This is a genomic window from Paenibacillus sp. AD87 (assembly GCF_001659845.1).
Lineage (GTDB): Bacteria > Bacillota > Bacilli > Paenibacillales > Paenibacillaceae > Paenibacillus > Paenibacillus marchantiae.
This window is the reverse complement of sequence record NZ_LXQN01000007.1, coordinates 3,826,719-3,848,483: the sequence shown is the minus strand read 5'-3', so window position 1 is coordinate 3,848,483 and position 21,765 is coordinate 3,826,719. Positions and strand designations below refer to the sequence as shown.

17 protein-coding genes and 1 tRNA gene are annotated in these 21,765 nt (G+C 39.0%); 11 read left to right on the top strand and 7 right to left on the bottom strand.

Going from position 1 to position 21,765, the window contains the following annotated elements:
* The first annotated feature begins 3 nt into the window (after positions 1-3).
* Positions 4-1,050, top strand: coding sequence for a hypothetical protein (locus tag gpAD87_RS16765; protein WP_064639287.1), 1,047 nt, complete (start codon positions 4-6; stop codon positions 1,048-1,050).
* A 41-nt stretch (positions 1,051-1,091) separates the two neighbouring features.
* Here gpAD87_RS16765 and gpAD87_RS32195 read toward each other — a convergent pair whose 3' ends face one another.
* The 5 genes from gpAD87_RS32195 to gpAD87_RS16750 form a co-directional block, all read right to left on the bottom strand.
* Positions 1,092-1,235: a hypothetical protein gene (locus gpAD87_RS32195; protein WP_197521429.1), complete on the bottom strand. Its 144-nt coding sequence runs from the start codon at positions 1,233-1,235 to the stop codon at positions 1,092-1,094.
* Positions 1,236-1,257: 22 nt separating this feature from the next.
* Positions 1,258-1,440 (bottom strand): hypothetical protein, encoded by a 183-nt coding sequence (locus gpAD87_RS16760; RefSeq protein ID WP_064639285.1) that lies wholly within the window; start codon positions 1,438-1,440, stop codon positions 1,258-1,260.
* Between the two features lie 127 nt (positions 1,441-1,567).
* Positions 1,568-2,395, bottom strand: a complete 828-nt coding sequence (locus gpAD87_RS16755) for a stalk domain-containing protein (RefSeq protein WP_064639283.1) — start codon at positions 2,393-2,395, stop codon at positions 1,568-1,570.
* Between the two features lie 18 nt (positions 2,396-2,413).
* Positions 2,414-2,578 (bottom strand): hypothetical protein, encoded by a 165-nt coding sequence (locus tag gpAD87_RS32190; RefSeq protein ID WP_197521428.1) that lies wholly within the window; start codon positions 2,576-2,578, stop codon positions 2,414-2,416.
* 15 nt (positions 2,579-2,593) lie between these two features.
* Positions 2,594-3,409 (bottom strand): hypothetical protein, encoded by an 816-nt coding sequence (locus gpAD87_RS16750; RefSeq protein WP_064639281.1) that lies wholly within the window; start codon positions 3,407-3,409, stop codon positions 2,594-2,596.
* Between the two features lie 198 nt (positions 3,410-3,607).
* Between gpAD87_RS16750 and gpAD87_RS16745 the strand changes: the two genes are divergently transcribed.
* Positions 3,608-3,949: a helix-turn-helix domain-containing protein gene (locus gpAD87_RS16745; protein ID WP_064639279.1), complete on the top strand. Its 342-nt coding sequence runs from the start codon at positions 3,608-3,610 to the stop codon at positions 3,947-3,949.
* Positions 3,950-3,972: 23 nt separating this feature from the next.
* Here the strand turns inward: gpAD87_RS16745 and radC are convergent, their stop codons facing one another.
* A complete protein-coding gene (gene radC / locus gpAD87_RS16740; RefSeq protein WP_064639278.1) occupies positions 3,973-4,584 on the bottom strand; it encodes a RadC family protein in 612 nt (203 codons plus the stop codon).
* A gap of 257 nt (positions 4,585-4,841) precedes the next feature.
* Between radC and gpAD87_RS16735 the strand changes: the two genes are divergently transcribed.
* From gpAD87_RS16735 to gpAD87_RS16720, 4 genes are read left to right on the top strand one after another with little or no spacing between them, the layout of a single operon-like run.
* Positions 4,842-5,705 (top strand): HamA C-terminal domain-containing protein, encoded by an 864-nt coding sequence (locus gpAD87_RS16735; RefSeq protein WP_064639276.1) that lies wholly within the window; start codon positions 4,842-4,844, stop codon positions 5,703-5,705.
* Positions 5,702-7,921: a helicase-related protein gene (locus tag gpAD87_RS16730; protein WP_064639275.1), complete on the top strand. Its 2,220-nt coding sequence runs from the start codon at positions 5,702-5,704 to the stop codon at positions 7,919-7,921. Before gpAD87_RS16735 ends, gpAD87_RS16730 begins: the two co-directional genes overlap by 4 nt.
* 45 nt (positions 7,922-7,966) lie before the next feature.
* The gene (locus tag gpAD87_RS16725; RefSeq protein ID WP_064639272.1) at positions 7,967-9,016 is read left to right on the top strand and encodes a phosphoribosyltransferase-like protein; all 1,050 of its coding nucleotides are present in this window, start codon (positions 7,967-7,969) and stop codon (positions 9,014-9,016) included.
* A gap of 53 nt (positions 9,017-9,069) precedes the next feature.
* Positions 9,070-9,717 (top strand): NADAR family protein, encoded by a 648-nt coding sequence (locus tag gpAD87_RS16720; protein ID WP_064639270.1) that lies wholly within the window; start codon positions 9,070-9,072, stop codon positions 9,715-9,717.
* A 55-nt stretch (positions 9,718-9,772) separates the two neighbouring features.
* Here gpAD87_RS16720 and gpAD87_RS16715 read toward each other — a convergent pair whose 3' ends face one another.
* The gene (locus gpAD87_RS16715; protein ID WP_064639269.1) at positions 9,773-10,006 is read right to left on the bottom strand and encodes a hypothetical protein; all 234 of its coding nucleotides are present in this window, start codon (positions 10,004-10,006) and stop codon (positions 9,773-9,775) included.
* A 270-nt stretch (positions 10,007-10,276) separates the two neighbouring features.
* Here gpAD87_RS16715 and gpAD87_RS16710 point away from each other — a divergent pair, with 270 nt between their 5' ends.
* The 5 genes from gpAD87_RS16710 (at position 10,277) to gpAD87_RS16695 (ending at position 21,442) form a co-directional block, all read left to right on the top strand.
* The gene (locus tag gpAD87_RS16710; RefSeq protein ID WP_064639267.1) at positions 10,277-12,817 is read left to right on the top strand and encodes an HD domain-containing protein; all 2,541 of its coding nucleotides are present in this window, start codon (positions 10,277-10,279) and stop codon (positions 12,815-12,817) included.
* Positions 12,818-13,696: 879 nt separating this feature from the next.
* On the top strand, positions 13,697-17,245 hold the full coding sequence (locus gpAD87_RS16705; RefSeq protein WP_231952599.1) for an IPT/TIG domain-containing protein: 3,549 nt from the start codon (positions 13,697-13,699) through the stop codon (positions 17,243-17,245).
* A 53-nt stretch (positions 17,246-17,298) separates the two neighbouring features.
* Positions 17,299-17,373, top strand: a tRNA-Ala gene (locus gpAD87_RS31845).
* A 124-nt stretch (positions 17,374-17,497) separates the two neighbouring features.
* Positions 17,498-18,631 (top strand): response regulator, encoded by a 1,134-nt coding sequence (locus gpAD87_RS16700; RefSeq protein WP_064639264.1) that lies wholly within the window; start codon positions 17,498-17,500, stop codon positions 18,629-18,631.
* 228 nt (positions 18,632-18,859) lie between these two features.
* Positions 18,860-21,442, top strand: coding sequence for an Ig-like domain repeat protein (locus gpAD87_RS16695; protein WP_231952772.1), 2,583 nt, complete (start codon positions 18,860-18,862; stop codon positions 21,440-21,442).
* The last annotated feature ends 323 nt before the right edge of the window (positions 21,443-21,765 follow it).

The following is a 21,765-nucleotide window of genomic DNA, read 5'->3' as shown; positions in this document are numbered from 1 at the left end:
TATATGTTTGATACGATATCTATATTTCATCAATTGACCAGAGATGAATATAATAATCTTTTTAATGAGTTAAATAAATTGAGTTACGAATTAAGTGGAAAGAAGCTCTATAGAGATCGCGATGATCGTAATGCTCATGTAACAAATTGTTTATCTTCTATAGGAATGCAGTCCATTAGATTAAGACATCATAAACTGGTTGGTTATAGAGCTATAGAGGTTCATCTGAGACCAAGACTGCTAGTCGATGCAGGCAATTATATTGATCTATTTCATATTAGTAATGTGGAAATATTACGTAAGAACTTTAATATTGTTTTTGAAAAGTTTAGCCTGCCAGAGTTGCTGCTATGGAAAACTAAAAGGATTGATGCTGCAATAGACATTTCATTAAGTGATATAGATATATTTAATTATATGTTCCTGTTTAAAAAAAGTAATATACCAGATATTATGAGCGAGAATGAATTGACACTTAAATATCTCGAATCTCCACATAATGTCTACTTAAGCTCTACAAATATTACTGTGAATTTTTATTGTCGGCATGCGACTCTTGTTAACAAGATAAAAGAAGGCTTATTAAATGAAGAAATTGATATTTCTAAAGCGAGAAATAAACTCCGTTTGGAAGTGCAGTATAAGAAGTGCACAGGGCAGCTGTTTAAATTTCTTAAGGCAGATTTCAGCCGCCATCTTATAACAAAATATTATAATGAAGTTATCGGGACAGGAGACTATTACAAATTAGAAAAAGCATTATCACGAATTGATTCTGAAATCTCGGGACCATTAAATAGAACGAGAACAAGAATGTTTATAAGAAGTATAGCTGAATACGGGACGGTTCACAGTGCAAAACAAGTGTTTATGCAAAGTAACAAAAAGAGTGAGAATTTAGCAGTAAAGGATTTCAATAAGTATCTCAATCAGCTTAATAGGATAGGAGTAAATCCTGTCACTATTGCAGAATCCATGGAATTCAATTCTTTAAAAAATTTACACTCGAAAATAAATGAGCAGTACGACTTGCAAGATATTCATTTTTGATAGGGGATGCTTCTTAAGCCATCCCCTTTTAATAGACTGATTTACTCTTTCTTTTTTGGTTCCTTTATCTCAGAATACTTATCGTTTAATTCTTTGGCAGTCTTCAGAACATCGAAACGATTATCCAATGTTTTGGTTACCGCATCAATGGCAGAAGTTATGACTAAGTCCCATTTTCGGTTCATGCTCTTCGTATCCTCTCTACATTTATTTAGTGATTTTTCTGGCGGAATTAATTCCTGCTAATCCGGTTCCGAATAAGTAACCGATGGCTGTACCCGCACCCGGGAGGATCATTGTTCCAATTGCTGCTCCTGCACTACCTCCAGTGAGTGCCCCCGCTGCTGCAAAAGCTAGTCTTGTCACATTATTGATAAACGTATTGTTCATAAAGTCTCGTCACCTCCTTTCATGAATTCAGATAGAGTTGAGGTCAAGTTCATAGAGCTATACAACAAAAAGGAGATGCCAAATAACGGCATCCCCTTACCATGAACTAACCATTTCAAAAGTGAGCTTACTTATCGATAGTCAAATTACTAGCATCTACCCAATTCGAAGCTTTATACCTAATACCAGCCAACATAGCCCAGTAATCAACATCACTATCTTTTACCCATAGATTATCTTTACTGTCCCAATATACAAGAATTCGTCCTTTATCAATTTTTTGAACTTCACCGTAAAAGAATCCTAACTTGACACGATCCCCTATTTTAATAGTAACACCTTGTTTAGAGACAGGCTTACTTGAATCTTTCTTAGGGTTATCATTCTCTTGTGGGAGCGTATTGGACGTATCATCTGAGTTAATTGGAAGGAAATAATCATTATACTCTGTAGGCACATTTTCGAAGTCGCCTTGATATAGAGCTATAATTTGATTTTTTTGATCCCATATAAGCTGTAATCCTAAATTATCACTAACAAAACGTAGTGGAACCATGGTTCTTCCGTCTAGTGTTGTAGGAGCAACATCAAGCTCAACTTGTTCTCCGTCTACAAAAGCTTTACGGCTATCCAGGATAAGAACTACCTTTTTAGAATGGAGGTTTATGGTTACTTTCTTTTCTGATCCGTCCCAGGTAGTGTTTCCTCCAAATTCTTTGATCAAATTACTAATGGGTAGGAGAACCCTGTTGTTCACCATAGTTGGAGCAGAATATTTGACTGGGTCAATATAGGTTGAATACTCAGCATCATCTACAAACATTCCAGCATCATTTAATTTCAGAATAATTCGTTTAGTAGTAACCTCTGATGTAGCGGCTGTTACACTCGTTCCCAACAAGATGAAATTAAGAAACAAAGCAGCGCTTAGAATACCAATATATTTCTTATACATATGATCATCATCCTTAGTTTAATTTGTTTTCTTACTTTTGGATTGAATTAAAAAGCCAATTCCCGACAAGACTGCTGTGGACGAACCAATCATAGCTGCTATGCCGATATCACCATACATCATTCCTCCTAAAGCAATGCCTACGACTCCGACGATTAGAAGTAAAATAGCGATTGATTTCATAGTTTGTTTTCTCCTTTATTTAAGTTTGTTTGTAACCATAATTAGATGTGTGTATGTACCGCCAAGAGCATTATCGACTTCCATACGTCCTGCAGGGAAACCAGTTAAAGTAACCTCGTTGCCTGTTTGAATATCTCCGCTAGATACTGTGCTGAAAAACTCTACAAGGGTTCCGTCAGTAGTTTGTATAAGAACGTCCGCTGTTCTGATATCTTCACTTCCGGGTGGGAAATCTGTTACATCTTGTACAATTCCCGTAAAGCTGAGTGTTTTCCCATAGAAATTCCATGGACTTTTAACAACCTCTATAGGGTATGCTACCTCTCCAGTTGATAGAGGACTCATTTCTTTTACCAAGTCCACGGCTAGCTGAACGTTACCGTTCTGTAGTGCATCTGGTTCGCTTTTGTTCCAGTTTAAGTCACTGCTTTCCTGTTTAAATGAAGGTTCTTTTTCAGACACATTCACTTCTTCTGTTCCTTCTTTTGGTAGTGCTGAGGTTTTTACTTCAACAACTTTTTCTCCCACGACTTGTTGTTCGTTCTCAGGAGGATCGTTCAAGGTTATTTGAGATTGAGATTGAGATTGAGATTGAGACTGAGACACATCCTTAGTTTTATCAATTGAAGACTTTGCAGTTTCTTTTGTCTCAGATTGATCTGAAAAAATTCCTAGAAGGATCAGACTTAGTAGTATTCCTAAGCCGTAATAACCAAGAACTTTGCCGCGAGTTTTCTTATCTCCCCATTTCAAAACTAATCCTGGTTTAATGAGGCCAGTTATCAAGGATGCAAAACAGAAAAGCAAAAGTAAGGTGAATACAACTAACAAACTTAACACTCCTTCATTTGAATTTTGAGGCGCAATCTAATCTTGGAGATATTATTGAAATTATGGATATCAGACCTAAGACAATTGAACCACAAATGAATTATATATCGAATGAAACTATTAGTAAACAAAATGAAACTATCAGTATATTAATGCTCTGCTTCATATTGGCTAGTGTTATATATGGAGGAGATCGATATGAATTATGAGTTGTTGGGAAATAGATTGAAGCAAGAGCGTTTGAAGATGAACTTAACTCAAGAAAAGCTGGCTGAGAAAGTAGAGGTTAGTCATGCTTACATTGGACAAATTGAGCGCGGGGAAAGATCGCTGACACTGGATACGCTGGTGAGGTTAGCAAACTGCTTAGGTGTAACTGTGGATTATCTGTTAACAGATGCATTGGAGAAAAACGGGCATTATTACACGGATAAGGTAAAGCAACTAATGCAGGAACGTTCCTCTGATGAACAACAACTGATTTATGAAGTATTAGATTTATTGTTTACACGGTTAGATAAGATGAATTCCAAGGAATAGGGAGTTGTGAACTCCCTATTTTTTTACATAAGATTTTTTTCTCGTAGACTGGTATAGCTGTTATTTCCGATAATTACGTGATCGAGCACCTCTATCCCAATAGTTTCGCCAGCCTTTACAAGTCGTTTTGTTAAATTTAAGTCTTGTGGAGAGGGCATCGAGTCTCCGCTGGGGTGATTATGAGCACAAATAATAGATGCACTACAATGTTTAATTGCTGCATGAAATACTTCTCTTGGATGAACGATGGCGGCATTTAATGAGCCGATGGATATGACTTCTTTACAGATCACTTTATTTTTGGTGTTTAAGAAGAGACAGATAAAGTGTTCCTTTGTTAAGAATTTGAAGTCGGGTTCTAGCAACTGGAATATGTCTTTTGGAGATCGAATGCTCACTTGTTCACATACGGGTATTGTTAGCATCTTTGCAAGTTTCAAAATGGCGTTCAATTGACGTGCTTTGTTTAATCCGATTCCTCTAATATTAACAAGCTGATGTTCTGAAACGTCCATTAATGCCGTTGTAGTTGGGTATTGCTTAAAAAGCTGCTGAATTGGGATGCTCTCTGGATTTTCACGTAAGCAAACCGAGATCAGCTTTTTTAGTTCTTCATTATGGGTTATGTTTTTCAATGTAGGCCTCCTATATTTTTGTGTAATAGTGTTTAGGTAATTTGTAGTACCTACAAAGTTAGCTGGACATAAATATTATAGGTATCAAGGTAATAATATATATTTAAAATTGTATTGGTTACAATATATGGAACATATGTTTGGGAGGAAAAGGTAAATTAATGTCGAAATTATGACTTGAGAACCATCCTTTTCGAACCATTAATCAAATTTCTATTTTAATTTAAGTGATGACTCATTCTACATAGGAGGGAATAATGAAGCAATTAACTAAGCGGGCAAGAAATCTTATATTCAAATTTGATCTCAGCCATGATTACATTAAGACTGAAAAAACTGCGATGACGTTAAATTATGAAGATGGTAAATATAGACAAAGTGAGATCGTCAGAATAATAAGAGAATCTGTAATTCATTTTGCGCTCACGAAAAGAGAAATAAAAAAGTACAAAGATGACGATGACTTTGGCGAGATGCAAAGAAAAGCTTGGGAAAGAATATCAAAAGCTCATAAAAATTCAAAAGGGGATTTTGGAGAACTGCTTTTATATATCATACTGAGTGTGTTTTTTCCATCTGAAAAGTTTGTGACCAAAGTCAGGCTCAGAAGTTCAACTAAAGATCAGATTAAGGGTTTTGACTGTGCACACTTTTCAATTGAGAATGAGGATGTATATTTGTGGTTAGGGGAAGCGAAGTTTCATCAAAGTTTTAGCGGAGCAATCGCAGATGCAATAAAGTCTATAAAAGAACATTGCGAGATTGATTATCTGAGAGACGAGATCAGCATTCTATCCTCTAACATCGAGCTAAATGATAACTATCCAGAATATGAAAAGATTAATGACATTTTGAATAGTGGAGGAACTTTGGACAAAATCAAGATTAGGATTCCCGTACTTTTAACTTATGATTGTAAAGTTCTTACTAATCACAAAGATATCGAAAATGAGACATTTATTGAAGAAATGACAGGGGAGTTTCTGAAGAAATACAAAAAAATTGAAGATTTTGAACTGTTGCCAAAGCCTAATATTGAAGTTCTTTTTATTATTATACCTTTTGAATCGGTTGCAATTATAAAAACGGAGCTAGAGAAATTAGAGGAAGTGATGAGATGAATGTGTATGGTAATAGGGTGCTTTCTACAACCAAAATGTTAGCAGAATTAAAACAAAATACATTCTTAAGTAATTCTCAATATAAGTTTATGTTGGAGACTGCACATACTTTACTTGCTTCTGAGGATGATGATGAGTACAACTTAGGGCTATCTATCATATGTCATATTGCAGAAGCAAAGCCAGACGATAGATTCATACATCAGCTTTTGTTTGATTGTATCATCGAATCCAGAGTATTTCTTTATCACGAAATGTTTAAGAATCTTAATGAAAGCTATGCTGAGTATGTGGGTCATGGACTCTTAGACTCTTTTGTACAATCATTTTATACCCTAAATACAGGGACAGTCTTAACGCGCGATCAAAAAATGTTATTCGAAGACTTCAAAAAATACAGAAGATTGGTCGTAAGTGCACCTACTTCATTTGGTAAATCAAGAATTGTCTCAGAAATAATTATCCAAGGGGATTACAATAACATTGCTGTCATTTTACCGACAATTGCTCTACTTAATGAAACATATCTCTCATTCAGGAAGAATGTCTTAATACAAGAACGTTATAATCTAATAAACACTTCTACTCAAGAGTTTGGAGATACAGGGAATATTTTTATTTTGACTCCAGAAAAAATGGACTTATTGCTAGATTCACATCCACAACTACGTATAGATTTTTTCACAATGGATGAAATCTATAAAATACAGGATGATGATGAGAGACGACATGTATTTACACATTGCTTGTATAGGTTATCCAAAATGGCCGGAGACTTCTATTTAATAGGGCCTTATTTTAAGAACTTCAGCAAAGTATTTCTTGACCGAACTAATGCTGTTTTTAGAAGGTATACTGCCGAGATTGTTCAGAAAGATATGATTGATATCTCCAGTTTGGAAAACAAAAAAGAATTTAAAATTTCAAGACATACTTTCAAAAAAATGGCTGATGACGATAAAAATTTAATCAATATTACTTCTTTAATTGATGGTCAAACTTTGGTTTATCTAGGTAGAAAAGATACCGTTGAAACTAGAGCTAAAAAAATTGCAGAGAAACGGTCTGATATTGCAATTCACAATGATTTAATTGATTATATCAAATCAACAATAGATGAGAACTGGTCACTTGTGAATTGTCTAATCAAAGGAGTAGCATTCCATCACAGTTCAATTCCAAAGTATATTCAAACCGAGATAGTAGATGCTTTCAATAATGGAGATATTGATATTCTTCTATGTACTTCTACCCTTACAGAAGGCGTAAATACGTCTGCGAAAAATATAGTTATTTATGATAATCATAAGGGCGGAAAAATATTAAGTGGGTTTGATGTGAAAAATATCAAAGGCAGAGCAGGACGTTTTTTAGCTCACTTTATTGGTCGTGTTGTTACATTACAGCCGATAAATGAAGAAGAAGAGAAACAAACTATCGAATTTAGTTATTACGATAACACTTCTTTAACCCCTGAAGAAATAGTACAGGTTGAGAAAAGTGATTTATATAATGAAAATTTAAAAAATAGAGAGAAGATGGAGCAGCTCCTTTCACAGTGGAATATTACATTTGAGCTAATCAAGAAAAATAAGTTTATAGCCATTCATAATCAAATTTCTTTAATCAATTATCTGAGAAATAATACTAATCTTTTAAAGAAAATTGAATTTTCCACCCAATATCCAAAAAAGGAACAATTAGAATTGATATTAGACACATGTTATTTGCATTTATTCAATGAAAGAGATCAAAATGATAGAAATTTCTCGATTGGTAACTTAATCAGACTAACTAAATTTTACGTTTACCAATCCCCTTCTATAAAAGAATTGATACAAAATCAGAGTGGGAAAAAAATAGATACAAGAATTCGAAGTGCATTTGCTTTAATTACTAGATATTTTGAATTTTCTCTACCTAAATATTTGACAGCATTTGAGAGTCTTTTTAACTATGTTTATCTTGAAGTTCATGGAGTCAAGGATGCAATCAGTTTAAAAGCTTTAATCACTAAATTGGAATTTGGCTCAAATGAAAAGCACGAAATAGCCTTAAAAGAGGCAGGAGTACCAACAGGTATTATTAGTAAAATCTCAAGTGGGTTAGTTGATTGTGACAACATTACAAAAATAAAGGTGAAAATAGCTTTGAATCCTAGTGTAACGAGTTCATTGTCTAACTATGAAAAACTAATTTTAAGTAAATATGTGTAGTTGTAAATGTTAGATTGTAGATTTACGAAATAGGGGGATACTATTATGATGAATGAGTACGTACGAGTTATCACTGATGAAATTTCAGATTACAGAGAAGGCGAAATTGACATCATTGATGAAGACCATGTTGAACGTTGGTTATGGCAATTTTCGTCAAAGGATAGACTTATAATTGCAAGAGAAATGGCACATATAGTAAGCAATTTTTATCTTACGAAATCTGAAGCAAAAACCTTCATTAAAACGATACTGCAAAAGAAAGAGTTGTTCGGGGATTTGAAAAACACTCCTCAGAAAACAAAGTTTTTAAACATTCAAAAAAACGGAAGAAGTCAAATTGAATTATTGGATTTAGTAAATGAAGTTCTAGTTGAAGATTATAATACTAGTCTTGATGCTTTGGGAAGTACACCAAATAGGTATGTATATTTTGACGACTGTTTGTTTTCAGGAAAACGTTTGTTCACGGACGTTAGACATTGGGTAGAAGAAAACAAGGAGCTTGATGTTGAATTGCAAATTATTTATATTGCTTGCTACTCTAGAAATTATTTTAGTACTAAAAAGAGGATAGAAGAATTAACAAAGGATACAAAAATAAAAGTGAATTATTTTGAATGGGTAGAATTTTATAACTACCATAAAGAATCATTACAAAAATATGAATGTTGTTGGGCGGGAGAACCTGAGACACATAATGAAGATTTACAGAATTACATAGCAGAATTACACAGACAGTGTGAATCTAGGAACAGAGGTCCTCGACTTTTCAGAGGGGAATCTATCGGATTTGAGGAAACTATATTTACTAGTCTTGAGGGAAGGAACGTTGTTGAACAGGCTTTCTTAGAACATGGTTCAGCTATTGTAAGGCTTTCTCGAAACAATAATCTGTTAATGAGACCATTAGGTTTTGAATCATATGAAAGTTTGGGATTCGGAGCTATGTTTATTACATATAGGAATATAGCGAACAATTGTCCACTCGTTCTATGGTGGGGAGATATTACTTATCCTCCTTCTCACCCTTTTAGTAAGTGGCATCCTTTATTCCCTAGGCGAATAAATAATTTGACACAAAATTTGTTGTGAATTAATGTATGATTAATTCAGGGAACTTTCATAAATTTCGTAGGTGGGGTTGAATGACAAGAATATATTCAAGAGACAGAGCTATCGTATTCAAAAAAACGAATGAAGAGTTTGGTGGTCTGTCAAATATGGCACCTGGATATCCTTTGGAGATAAATAGAATTAAAATTCGCACTTCAGAAGCCTTATATCAAGCTTGTAGATTCCCTCATAATATTGAAGTTCAAAGACTTATCATATCAGAGCGGAGTCCAATGACAGCGAAAATGCGAAGTAAACCTTTTAAAAGTGAAACTAGAGAAGATTGGGATGATATTAGATTACTCATAATGCGTTGGTGTTTGAGGGTTAAGTTACTACAAAATTGGGATAAATTTCATGAGCTTTTGATTTCAACAGGTGATTTACCTATAGTTGAAGAATCTAACCGAGATTCTTTTTGGGGAGCCAAACCTGATGAAGATGGACGACTAGCTGGGACTAACTCATTAGGAAGATTGCTAATGGAATTAAGAGAAGAAACAAAGACTTATGATTATACGAAATATAACTTGAATCCTCCTCAAGTTAGTGATTTCTTTCTTATGGGAGATGAAATTCCTGTTATAAGTGCAACGCTTTTCAAATCAAAAGCTGTAGATAACGTTAAAAAGAAGACAGAGTTTGTTAATGACAGCCAACTTGATATGTTTGATTTGTAAAATGAATTAAAACAAGTATAGGATACTCCTATACTTGTTTATCATTACTCAATATTTATAGTCTATTCAAAATAAATTCTACTTCTATATGTAAAACATTTTCTTCTGAAAGTAATTCTTTAAGTCGGGATTTAGCCGAATAAGCCTCAATATCTTTTAACTCTTTTCCCTGATTTCTCAGAACCGAGAAGTCGTATTGACAGACTTTTTGAGAATTATCAATTTCCTCTTTATGAGTAATTCTAAAACCTTTTTGAGTATTACTTTTTCTTTCAAAGTACCATTCCACAACCGCGTCCTTCAGATTTTCTATGTGCTCTCCACAACTATCACATACTACAGATTTTGTTTTAGTCAGAATAACCAAGTCCTTTCATTTATCAATTTAAGTTCTATGTTTATAGCTAATACTACTCTACTCTGTAGTCTAGTGTAAATAATATGAAACATTGTTTGCAACTTAAAAAGTAGAGAAACGGTTTGATTGTATTTGATTTTCAGTCCGCCATCCTACATGTTACAATTCATGTTAATAATACAATATAAGTGAGGTATTTAAATGAAGGAACTTAGTCAACTACATTTTGAAAGTAATCCCCCTTTGTTGGTATCGGAGTTAAAGGAACGAAGTACCGATTTATACTCAGTTGTGCTCTCAGTCTATCGTAAGACAAAAGATATTTTGGATACACGGGTTTCACAAGTTTTTCCTGATTATACACTTCATAATGTTAACCATTCACTAAGAATTATAAATTATATGGGAGAGATCATTCCAAGTATAGAGCAACTTTCTGATCTTGAAATTACCTTTTTGATTTGTTCAGCGTTGCTACACGATATAGGGATGGGAGCAACATCTAGTGAAGTTGAAAGGATAAAATCAGGAGAGCTCAGTTATAAGGACTTTAGTTACGAAGCTTTTCTAAAAAAGTTTAAAAATGACCATACTAAAGCTGTACAAGATTACATAAGAAGGGTTCATGCCTTACGTTCTGCTGAATACATCAAGAAGGAGCTTAAAGACGTACTCATTGTTCCAACTATGCCAAACACTAATTTTGATGAAGAGGTTTCAAAAATTTGTCAGTCACATACGGAGGATATAAGTTGGATTGAAAAGAATTTAACAACGTATTCTTTAAAGGGAAGTTATAAAATAAACTTGCAATTTTGCGCAATGGTGTTAAGACTTGCAGATTTATTGGATTTTGATAGCGAACGAACACCACCCAGTTTGTACAAGGTGTTGGAACCTACAGGCGTTAGTGACCAGGAATGGAAGCAACACTTTAGTATAGATAACTCTAACAAAATTACACTTGATAGCACAAAAGGTTATAAGATAATAGAGTTGTTTGGAAAATGTAGTAACTCCATTATTCATCGAAAAATTTTAAAGTATTTAGACTGGATAAATGATGAGATTGAAAACATAAATAAAGTAACTAGCAAGATGGAAAATCACTATGTTGTAAACTTTAAATCACAAGTTAGAAACGAGATACAATCAGAAGGATATACCTTTGCAGATTTAAGGTTTATTATCGACTTCAGACAAATAACGAACTTATTAATGGGTGAGCAAATATATGGAGATAAAAAGAATGGATTACGCGAACTAATCCAAAATTCTATTGATGCTTGTAAAACTAGAAAAGAGATTGAGGATAAGCATAGAGAGTTTGGAGATGAAGAGTACGAGCCAGTAGTAAAAGTAATATTAGATCAAGATAAGAATCAAGTTATCATTAGTGATAATGGTAGTGGTATGAACATTGAAATTTTAAAAAATTATTTCCTGAATGTTGGATCTTCTTACTATACATCGGATGATTATATGTTAAAAGGTCTGAATCATAAACCTATAGGGAATTACGGGATTGGTTTTTTAGCTTGTTTCATGCTCTCAGACTTGGTTACTGTTAAGACTCGTCATTTCGAGAATTCTACTAGGTATGAGGTTGAATTGGCAAAGGAAGATGAGTATGTATCCATTAAAGAAAGTGAGGATGTTAAACATTTCGGAACGGATATTATTCTTAAGTTTGATCAATTCATGCAGGTGTGGCCTGAAGGTATGAAGGAAATACAAGAGTATTTAGAACTTTATTTCTTATCAGATGAAGTCAGTATTGAACTAGTAGACAAGGCCAGCAAAACAAAAAAAACTATTTCAAACAGTCTGGTTTCAATAAAACAGGATGTTGGTCAAAAAGATACGATAATTGATTTATCTGAGTTTTTAGACGGCGTAACTGGGGAAGTGATCGTTAAAAATCCTAATAATATTTTATTTAACTATTCTTTTAATGATATCTCTTTGTTGGGCGAGCCTTATTACTATAATGAGGAAATGATTAATTTAGAGGATTCTGAAATAAAAATCTTAAGTCTAGTTAGGGATGGTAAATTAAAAGTTGTTAATATTCCAATTATCGAACATGGCGAACGTTTAGAGCGACTTATAGAGGCTTTTAATAATGTAAAAGAAGGAATAGAGCATTATATGGAGAAGAACAATTTTGATTATATAACCATTTTAGCTCCTCCTGAGAAGATTGAAACAGCATATAAAGGAACGATATCCTATGATGATGAAATAATGGATGGATTAGAATTTAAAGTGCTGTATAATTATGGGCAGGATAGAATGTGTGATCATTGTTTAGTTGATATTGGATTATTTAATTTATTTTCCCTCCCTGGAAATAGTGCTTTTTTAGAGTTAGTTGATAGATCACCCGATGAATTTAGGTATTTTAGAAGTAAGGATTCACATGATTTCAGACTCTATGTTAAAGGCGTATATGTTAAATCGTTTAAAATAGTTTTAGAAAAAATGCTTTATGATCTTAAATTTGAGAATTTTAAAGTCAATATTGTTAAGGATAATATTATACCTAATGTATCGAGAGATGGTATTCAAGAAGAAATCGAAAATAACATTAGTACTGCAATTTATCAGGCTATTTGCATAGGGGTATATCAAAAAATAGAGGATATAGTTGAAAAAGAAACCTTACTGCAGTATATTAAACAGTTTAAGAATACCGAGACCATATTTATGAAAGAAAAGTATAAAAATTTGATAAATTAATTATGAAATTTTGGTCACATTTCTGGTCACACTTTTTCTTTTCCGAGCAACACGCTAAACTGTACGTAGAAACAAAAAAACAAAATAAACGCTTGTTACGTAAGGCTTTCCTCCGCGTTTTACTTAACGTGCAGAACCCTATCGCTCCACTGGCAGCGATGAGGTCAGGGGTTCGATCCCCCTAGGCTCCACCAAAATAGTAAATGCACGCAGTCCTTTGGAACTGCGTTTTTTTGCTTTTTATGGACATATTCTGATAGAACGAAGAAAGTGCGTTTCGCAAGAACATTCGATAATTTACTGAACGAAAAAACTCATAATGTTATATAATAGCAAATAACTGGACGAGCATTTTTTTACTACATAATTTGAATTCATAGTTTCTAAAAAGGGCTGTATCTCCCCAATTCGAAAAAAAGTCAACCGAAGGTCGGTATAGACAATGACAAAACAAAATTCAAAAACTAACCGAAGGGATGAAACAAACAGACAGTACACGCCAGTATGAGCGTTTTTTGGCGGTTCGACTTCATTTCACAAATAAAGCCATATATACATTGCCCAAGCAAAACCGGTCGAGCAAAGAGCATTTCGTGAAATTACGTTTTCCTGATTGAAATGTAGTCCGCAATTGAACCCGGCTAATTTAATGAAACAAATTATTTTATCGCCAACCAGAGTCATTAATCAGCTCCAATTTTAATCTTAGTTCATCTTATATGGTTCGACGGTTAAGCCTTTTTTTCATGTGAAAATTTGTTCAGAACGTTCTTTTCCGGTTGGAATATCGAAGTGAATCCTAACTTAGAGAGTGGGTAACAGGGTATGTATCAAACAAGAACAATAAGAAAGTTATTTGTGTGTGTAATCATTTTAAGTTTGCTGCCATTGTACTTATTTGAAAAGGCGTTTGCCGCCACTCCAACAGCCGTCATTTTTGTAGCTGATGATCATCTGGCTTCCGGAGAAACGTCACTGGTGAGGATTACCTTTTCAGAAGCGGTGACTGGGTTTGACCTTGCTGATTTGACCATAGGTAGCGGCACTCTTGGTGGATTATTAACAAATTATGACAATATTAACTATACCGCAACCCTCACGCCGCCCCTAAGCAATTTCAGCGGTCCATTCCATATTTCGCTCGATCACTCAGGTGTAACTGCCGCAGGCGTTGCGGGGAACGGAACCACCATATCAAACAATTACTTTGTTGACACAGTTGGGCCTTCCGTGACAAGCGTGGATGTTCCTGCCAATGGTACTTATGGTGCAGGAGAGGATTTGAATTTTACAGTGAACATGGACGAGGTCGTGTTTGTTACGGACACTCCAACAATCTCTATAGTTGTAGGAACAACAACTGTGTATGCAACCTATGCAGGCGGTTCGGGATCAAACGCGTTGCGATTCAGATATACTGTCCAAACCGGACTATCCGATAGTAACGGGATTACTATTGGAGCCTTGTCTCTAAATGGCGGATCAATTATGGATGAAGCAGGCAACGCTGCAGCATTAATGTTTAATAACGTGGGCAGTACGGCGAACGTGCTAGTCAATGCAATCGCGCCGACGATTACCAGCATGTCGCCGACATCGGGTCCAACATCCGGAGGCACGATCGTCACATTGACCGGTACGAATCTGACCGATGCAACGGCGGTGAAGTTTGGTGCAACGGCGGCGGCGTCCTATACCGTAAATTCGGCAACGTCAATCACGGCAACCGCCCCGGCGGGTAGTGTGGGAACTGTAGACGTAACGGTAACGACGTCGGGCGGGACTTCAGCGACATCGGCGGTGGATCAGTATACGTATATGGCCATGGCCGCGCCGACGATTGTAGGGTTGTCGCCGATATCAGGTCCGACGTCTGGAGGCACGACCGTCACGTTGACCGGTACGAATCTGACCGGGACGACTGGGGTGACGTTCGGCGGAAGGGCGGCTACAGCTTATATCGTAAATTCGCCAACGCAAATCACTGCGACCGCTCCATCCGGCACAGTGGGAGCCGTAAATATCATGGTAACGACACCGGGGGGCACCGCAACATTAACGTTCGGCTACACATACTTCATGGCCGCGCCGACGATCATAAGTATATCGCCGGTATCGGGTCCGACGTCCGGAGGCACGATCGTCACATTGACCGGTACGAATCTGACCGACGCAACGGCGGTGAAGTTCGGTGCAACGGCGGCGTCCTATACTGTGAACTCAGCGACACAAATTACGGCAACCGCTCCGGCGGGTAGTGCAGGAACCGTAGACGTAACGGTAACGACGCCTGGTGGTACATCGGCTACATCGGCAGCGGACCAATATACGTACCATGCCGAACCGACGATTACAAACATGTCGCCGACATCGGGTCCGACGTCCGGAGGCACGATCGTCACATTGACCGGTACGAATCTGACCGACGCAACGGCGGTGAAGTTCGGTGCAACGGCGGCGTCCTATACCGTGAACTCAGCGACACAAATTACGGCAACCGCTCCGGCGGGTAGTGCAGGAACCGTAGACGTAACGGTAACGACGCCTGGTGGTACATCGGCTACATCGGCAGCGGACCAATATACGTACCATGCCGAACCGACGATTACAAACATGTCGCCGACATCGGGTCCGACGTCCGGAGGCACGATCGTCACATTGACCGGTACAAATCTGACCGACGCAACGGCGGTGAAGTTCGGTGCAACGGCGGCGTCCTATACCGTGAACTCAGCGACACAAATTACGGCAACCGCTCCGGCGGGTAGTGCAGGAACCGTAGATGTAACGGTAACGACACCTGGTGGTACATCGGTGACATCGGGAGTAGCCCAATATACTAGATTCGTTGTTACGTACGCAATTAGCCCGTTGTCAGATGAGGCGCTGAATGCGCTGACTGCGGGCTATGCTTCGGGGATGCAGGAAACGAAAACGGTCAATTTGACGCGAACGGGATCTGGTGACTTGGTGAGCTTGACGACAACGCTCGGCGGAACAAACGCCAGTAGCTTTACGATTACGCAGCCGACGGTGACAAAGCTCAATGGTGGGAAGCCGTCGACGACCTTTACGGTAAAAGCCAATGACGGACTCGCCGCCGGGACGTATAAAGCTACGGTAACAGTGTCGGCATCGGGCATGACGCCGGTAACCTTTAATGTAACGCAGGTTGTTAATAGTGGCAGTAGTGTTGGAACTACTCCTGTTGGAACTACTCCTCTTGCTTCAACCCATTTGGATATTGACCAAAACGGCATTATGATTGACTCGGCTAAAATCGATAGCAGTAAGCCGTCCGTCACTCTTGAAGTTACACCAAAAGACGGCTTTGCCTATGTCAGCATACCGGCAAGCATTTTAACGAGCATTGAGGGCAAGAACGCTACCTTCTTCATCGAGATCAAGACCCCTTACGGCAGCTATCAAGTGCCGGTCAATCTGGCATCTCTCATTCCGGGGCTGAAGGACTTGCTAGCTAAGAATAATGTGAATAACGATGACATTAGCTTTAAAATTACGCTAACCGACAAGTCCGGCGATAAGGACATCCAAGCAGTATTTGCAAACAGCCTCCCGAATGGTCAAGCAATGGGTGCGATTGTAGATTTTCATATCGATATCATCAACACCAAGACGGGACAAGCGATCGGAACGGCAGATAAGTTCAGCAAGGCGCTTACAAGAGTGATTCCGATGCCCAAGAGCGTGGCGGGCATGCCTGCTCAATGGGGGGCATTCCGCTATAACGTAACGACAAAAAAATTGGAGTTTGTTGCAGCTGAGAAGAAACAGATTGACGGCGTGTGGGTTGTAAAGATCAGCTCCTATTCAAACAGTGTCTACGTTGTGGCACAAAACACGGTAAGTTTTGTTGATGTACAGCAGCATTGGAGCCAATCAGATGTCGATCTTGCTGCCGCCAAAGGTTTAGTCGAAGGCGTAGGCGGAGGACTGTATGATCCCAACAAAGCGGTAACCAGAGCAGAGTTTACCGCTATGTTAGTCCGGGCGCTTGGACGCGGGACATCTGATAAGGACATTTCGCCCTACAACGATGTCAGACCAGGTACGTGGTATTCAGGCGAGGTATCCATAGCGAAGGAGCTCGGACTGCTCGCCTTTGTGAAAGAAAACAGCTTTTCCCCTAATCAGCCGCTTACACGAGAGGAAATGGCTAGTATGCTGGCGGCAGTGGCGGGACTTGAACAGTTGCCGATATCCAAAGAGCCGGTGAGCCTTAATGGCTTCAAGGATATCGGAAACGCGGATACAGCCTATCTTGAGGACCTTCGCCTGATGGTCAAGCTTGATATCATGACAGGTACGGGCGCAAATACGTTCGATCCAAAGGGGGAGTCGACACGCGCGCAAGCGGCGGTTGTGTTCATCAGGATGCTACAGACGATGGGTTCAATCGATAGATAAGATTCAAGGGTAAAACATACCATTAAGAAATATTGAGTTTTTATATCCCGGTCTTAGCGCAGCTGGGAGAGCACATCGCTGGCAGCGATGTGGTCAGGGGTTCGAGGCTTCGATCCCCCTAGGCTCCAATGTCAAAAAGCCTTAAACACAAAGATTGCAAGTGTTTGAAGGCTTTTTTTCTATATTATGCTTTTTAATTTTTACAAAGGTTTTAAGAGTATCCCCCAAAGTCATAGGAGTGGAGGAGAACGGATGATTCGAATCATTGCCGTCGATGATGAGAAGCCAGCTCTTCGCAGAGTTACGAGATTATTGGAACTGATTCCGCAAGTTCAGACAGTTGGCTTGTTCCATAGTTCGACGGATTGCTTGAATTATATTTTAACGGAGCCGGAAAGAATCGATTTGGCCTTGCTTGATATGGAGATGCCTATGATAAACGGTTTGGAGCTGGCACGACGACTTCGGGAATGCAGGCCAGAGATTCATATCGCATTTCTGACGGCCTATGAGGGGTATGCCAAGAGTGCTTTTGAGGTAGAAGCCATCGATTTTTTATTGAAGCCCATTCTGCAGAATGACCTGGAACGAACAATCGGAAGGCTCGTGAAAAGGAACAGTAGCAAGAATGAGGCAACGCATCAGTCTAAACGTGGAATTGCAGTTCAACGCTTCGGTCCCTTCAACGTTTTAGCGGAGAGCGGCGACATGATTCGCTTTCGTAATTCTAAGTCCAAGGAGCTCTTGGCTTATCTTCATCATCATCAAGGAAAAGCGGTCAGCAAAGCGCAGATTATGGATGAAATATGGTATGGGAAGGACGAACAGCGGACGCAAACCAATTTGTATTCGACGATTTATCAGCTTCGTAAGGATTTGGAGGTCTCGGGGATATCCGATCTTATATCTCAGACTAAAACGGCTGGTGGCAGCTACAGTCTGAATTGGCGGGTATCATTCGATGATGTCGATTCATATGAAGAAGAGGTACGGTTATTCAAACAGAATTCATCCTTAACACATGCGCTGAAGGCTGTCCAATTATATGGAGAGGGTTATCTATCGGGGAGCGGTTATGCTTGGGCAACGACGCGACAAGCTGAGCTTGAGCTCGGCTACGCAGAGTTGCTTGAAGCAATAGTTAAGGTTTACGTGCGACAACAGCGTTTCGATATCGCATTGAATCTGATGCGCAAGTGGGCGGAGTTAAATCCCTTGAGTAGCCTGCTCCATGTCAAAATAATTTCGTTGCTGCTCCTGATGAAAAGGGAAGACGACGCAAGGTCTTATTATGAGATTGTTCGGGATCTACTCGATCAAGATGAGGAGTCATCGAGGTTCGATTTCAAACGGCTTTGCTCCGAACCTTCACGCCAATTTATTTGAAGTAGCACACGGTAGGTTCTGTCTAAACAGTAACTACCGTTTATTTATTTTAAATATCAATAATACCTAACAGGAAGCGCTTTCTTTTCAGATTACAGAGGAAAGCTTTGCTGTACAGTATGGAGGAGCACAACAGCCAAGCTCTGTTAATTCCTGCATTGTGACTGAGGGGAAACGAGAGTTCAGCAATGCTACTATTCATATAGAGGAGAAATAGAAGTGCACAACATGATTCGCGGAACTAAACAGAAGATAATAATCTTGGTTATTCTCGCTTTGACGTTACCTACACTGATGGATACTGGGACTGGCACGGCTCTTGCACAGGGGGGGACGGTAACAGAAATTTCGGCGAGTTCCGCATCGTCGACCTATGGGAAGGAAGTTACCTTTACCGCCACGGTAACGAATCCGGCAATCGAACAAACCATACCAAGCGGGATGGTAACCTTTATGAATGGGGAACAAGCTCTGGTGACGGCTCCTTTAAGGCAGCCTGAGCCTAAGATTACAACATCTTCTACAAATGCTTTAATCCCTCCTGGAAGTAAAATGGTTTGCACAGACAGCCCTAACAATACCTGTCCCATTGTTCAGTGGGGGCAATACACGTACTGGGCTTATAGTTATACCAATAATGACAATGCTATGAATATTGTCGCTTACGATGCTTCCGGCAACATCGTGAAGCAATGGACAAAAGGGGGGGCACGTTATTTGTCGAAAATTACGATGGATACTGCTGCGCAGACCCTCACCTTCTGGGGGCAAGGCAATAATAGCATTACAATGGGTTTGGAAGAATTACTCGCGCCTGCGTCCATTGCCAACTTCACGACAGCGGATCTAAGGATCGGCACACACGCCATTCGTGCTGTGTACTCAGGTGACGCCAATTATTCCTCAAGTGAAACATCTGAATTGAGTTATGAGGTAAACCGGATTCCTTCATTTACCGAGTTAAGCTCAAGCGAGAATCCTTCACGGATAGGAAAGTCTGTTGATTTAATTGCGTTAGTAACGTCTTCAGATCTTCAGGAACCTCTTACAGGAACAGTTGATTTCATAAACGGGTCGAATCATCTGATTGGCTCAGCACCTGTAGTTGATGGCATAGCCACACTTTCCGTCTCTTCTTTTTCTGTCGGATTAAACAGTATAGAGGCAAAGTATAACGGGGATGACCTCTATGCAGGCAGTCACTCTTTCTTTCAACAGGCAGTTGATCTGAAGCGTTCATCGATTCTGTTGACGAGCAGTAAATCGGAAACACTACACGGAGATTCAGTCGTCTTGACAGCAAAGATAGATAGTCCAGATGGCGGTACACCCACCGGAGACGTCGTTTTTCAGGATGGTGAGCAGCAAATTGCTCAAGTATCTTTATCCAGTGGCAAGGCAACTTTTACGACTTCAGAGCTGGGTATCGGCAATCATTCCCTTACTGCAACCTATGAAGGAGATGATACGTTCTATGAAAGTGTCTCCGGTGACATCAGCTTAAAAGTCAGTGTGAATACATTAGCAACGTTGAATTCCACTATTGGAACAGTAAGTAAAGGTGGGACAAGTCAGGAAACGATTAAAAATATCCCATATGGTACAACGCTTGCTGCGCTCAAAGCTGCCATTACCCCTGCAGCACATGCAACATTTGAAGTTTACGATGCGGATGGGATTCATGTAGCACAAACATTGGAAACTGGCAGGAAAGTCATTGTTATAGCAGAGGACGGAGTAACAAAGGTAACTTATACAATTACGTTGCTTGCACAGACGCAGAACCCACCAGAGGCTCCAACGACAGGCGGCGGTTCGTCGTTTCCTAGCGAGGCATTATCGAAGCCAAACAATGCTCCGGTTACTTCAAGTAACGGTCAACTAAAGCTTATGGCAGGCCAAGCAGGAGAGGTTAGCTTGGGGACCGAGATTAAAATCTCAATTCCGACTAACGCCACAGTGAAAGATCTGCAATTGATCATTAAAAAGGTGCAGGATACGTTTAGCCTTTTAAAAAGTAACGAGATTCTTGCCAGCCCGGTTTATGAGCTTGAGAAAAATTTTGCAGAAAACTTCAATTCTCCGATTACACTGACCTTCGTGTTTGATCCATCCGTCGTTAAAGGCAAGCAGCAAGTTGCAGTCTTTTATTATGATGAAGGCAAAAAGATTTGGGTGGAAGTTGGTGGTAAAGTTATCGGAAATCAAATAACTGTCGATGTTGATCACTTCACCAAGTTTGCGGTTCTGTCCATCGACAAAACGCCGACCATAAACGTCAGTGATATTACCGGACATTGGGCGGAAGCCAATATTCAAAAAGCGATTGCAAGCGGAATCGTCAACGGATACACCGATGGTACGTTTAAGCCTAATTCGACAGTAACACGTGCAGAATTCGCGGTGATGCTGATGAATGTGTTGAAACCACAGGGCGAAGCAGTATCGCTATCGTTCACAGACGAGACCGAAATTGATACATGGGCAAGGACGGCAGTTGCACAGGCGGTACAAGCAGGTATTATTAAAGGATACACCGATGGTGCTTTCCATCCAAATGATCACATTACACGTGCAGAGATGGCCATCATGCTTGCTAAAGCTTCGGGTATAACCATTGAGAATAATGCTGTAACCAACTTTGCTGACGATAAGGATATTGCAGCTTGGGCAAGTGGGAGCATCCTTTATGTGCAGCAAGCAGGCTTGATGCAAGGAAAAGGAAATCATATGTTTGCGCCGAATGATAAAGCAACTAGAGCGGAGGCCGTAACTGTTCTGCTGAATAGATCAGTCCAACAAGAGCAATAACGTTCAGAATTTTCGGTAAAGGTTGTTGTTACTCAACAATGGTTTATGCTTTGGCCCTAATTCAATTAGGGCTTTTTTTTATTTTCAGATGATTACAAGATTCGACTATGAGGTGCACCAGATGAAGAGAAGAACAATAATAAGACAAACATGCTATGGAACGTGTTTTGCATTGAATTAACCTATGCTAATTCTCCTTATGAACTCTCACATAGTTATGGCGACAATCGTATAAGCTATTTATAATCGGAATGCTGGTATTCTGGAGGAAGCCTTAATGTTAAAATAGTCATGCAGAGCCGTTTATCAGGCATCATCCCATC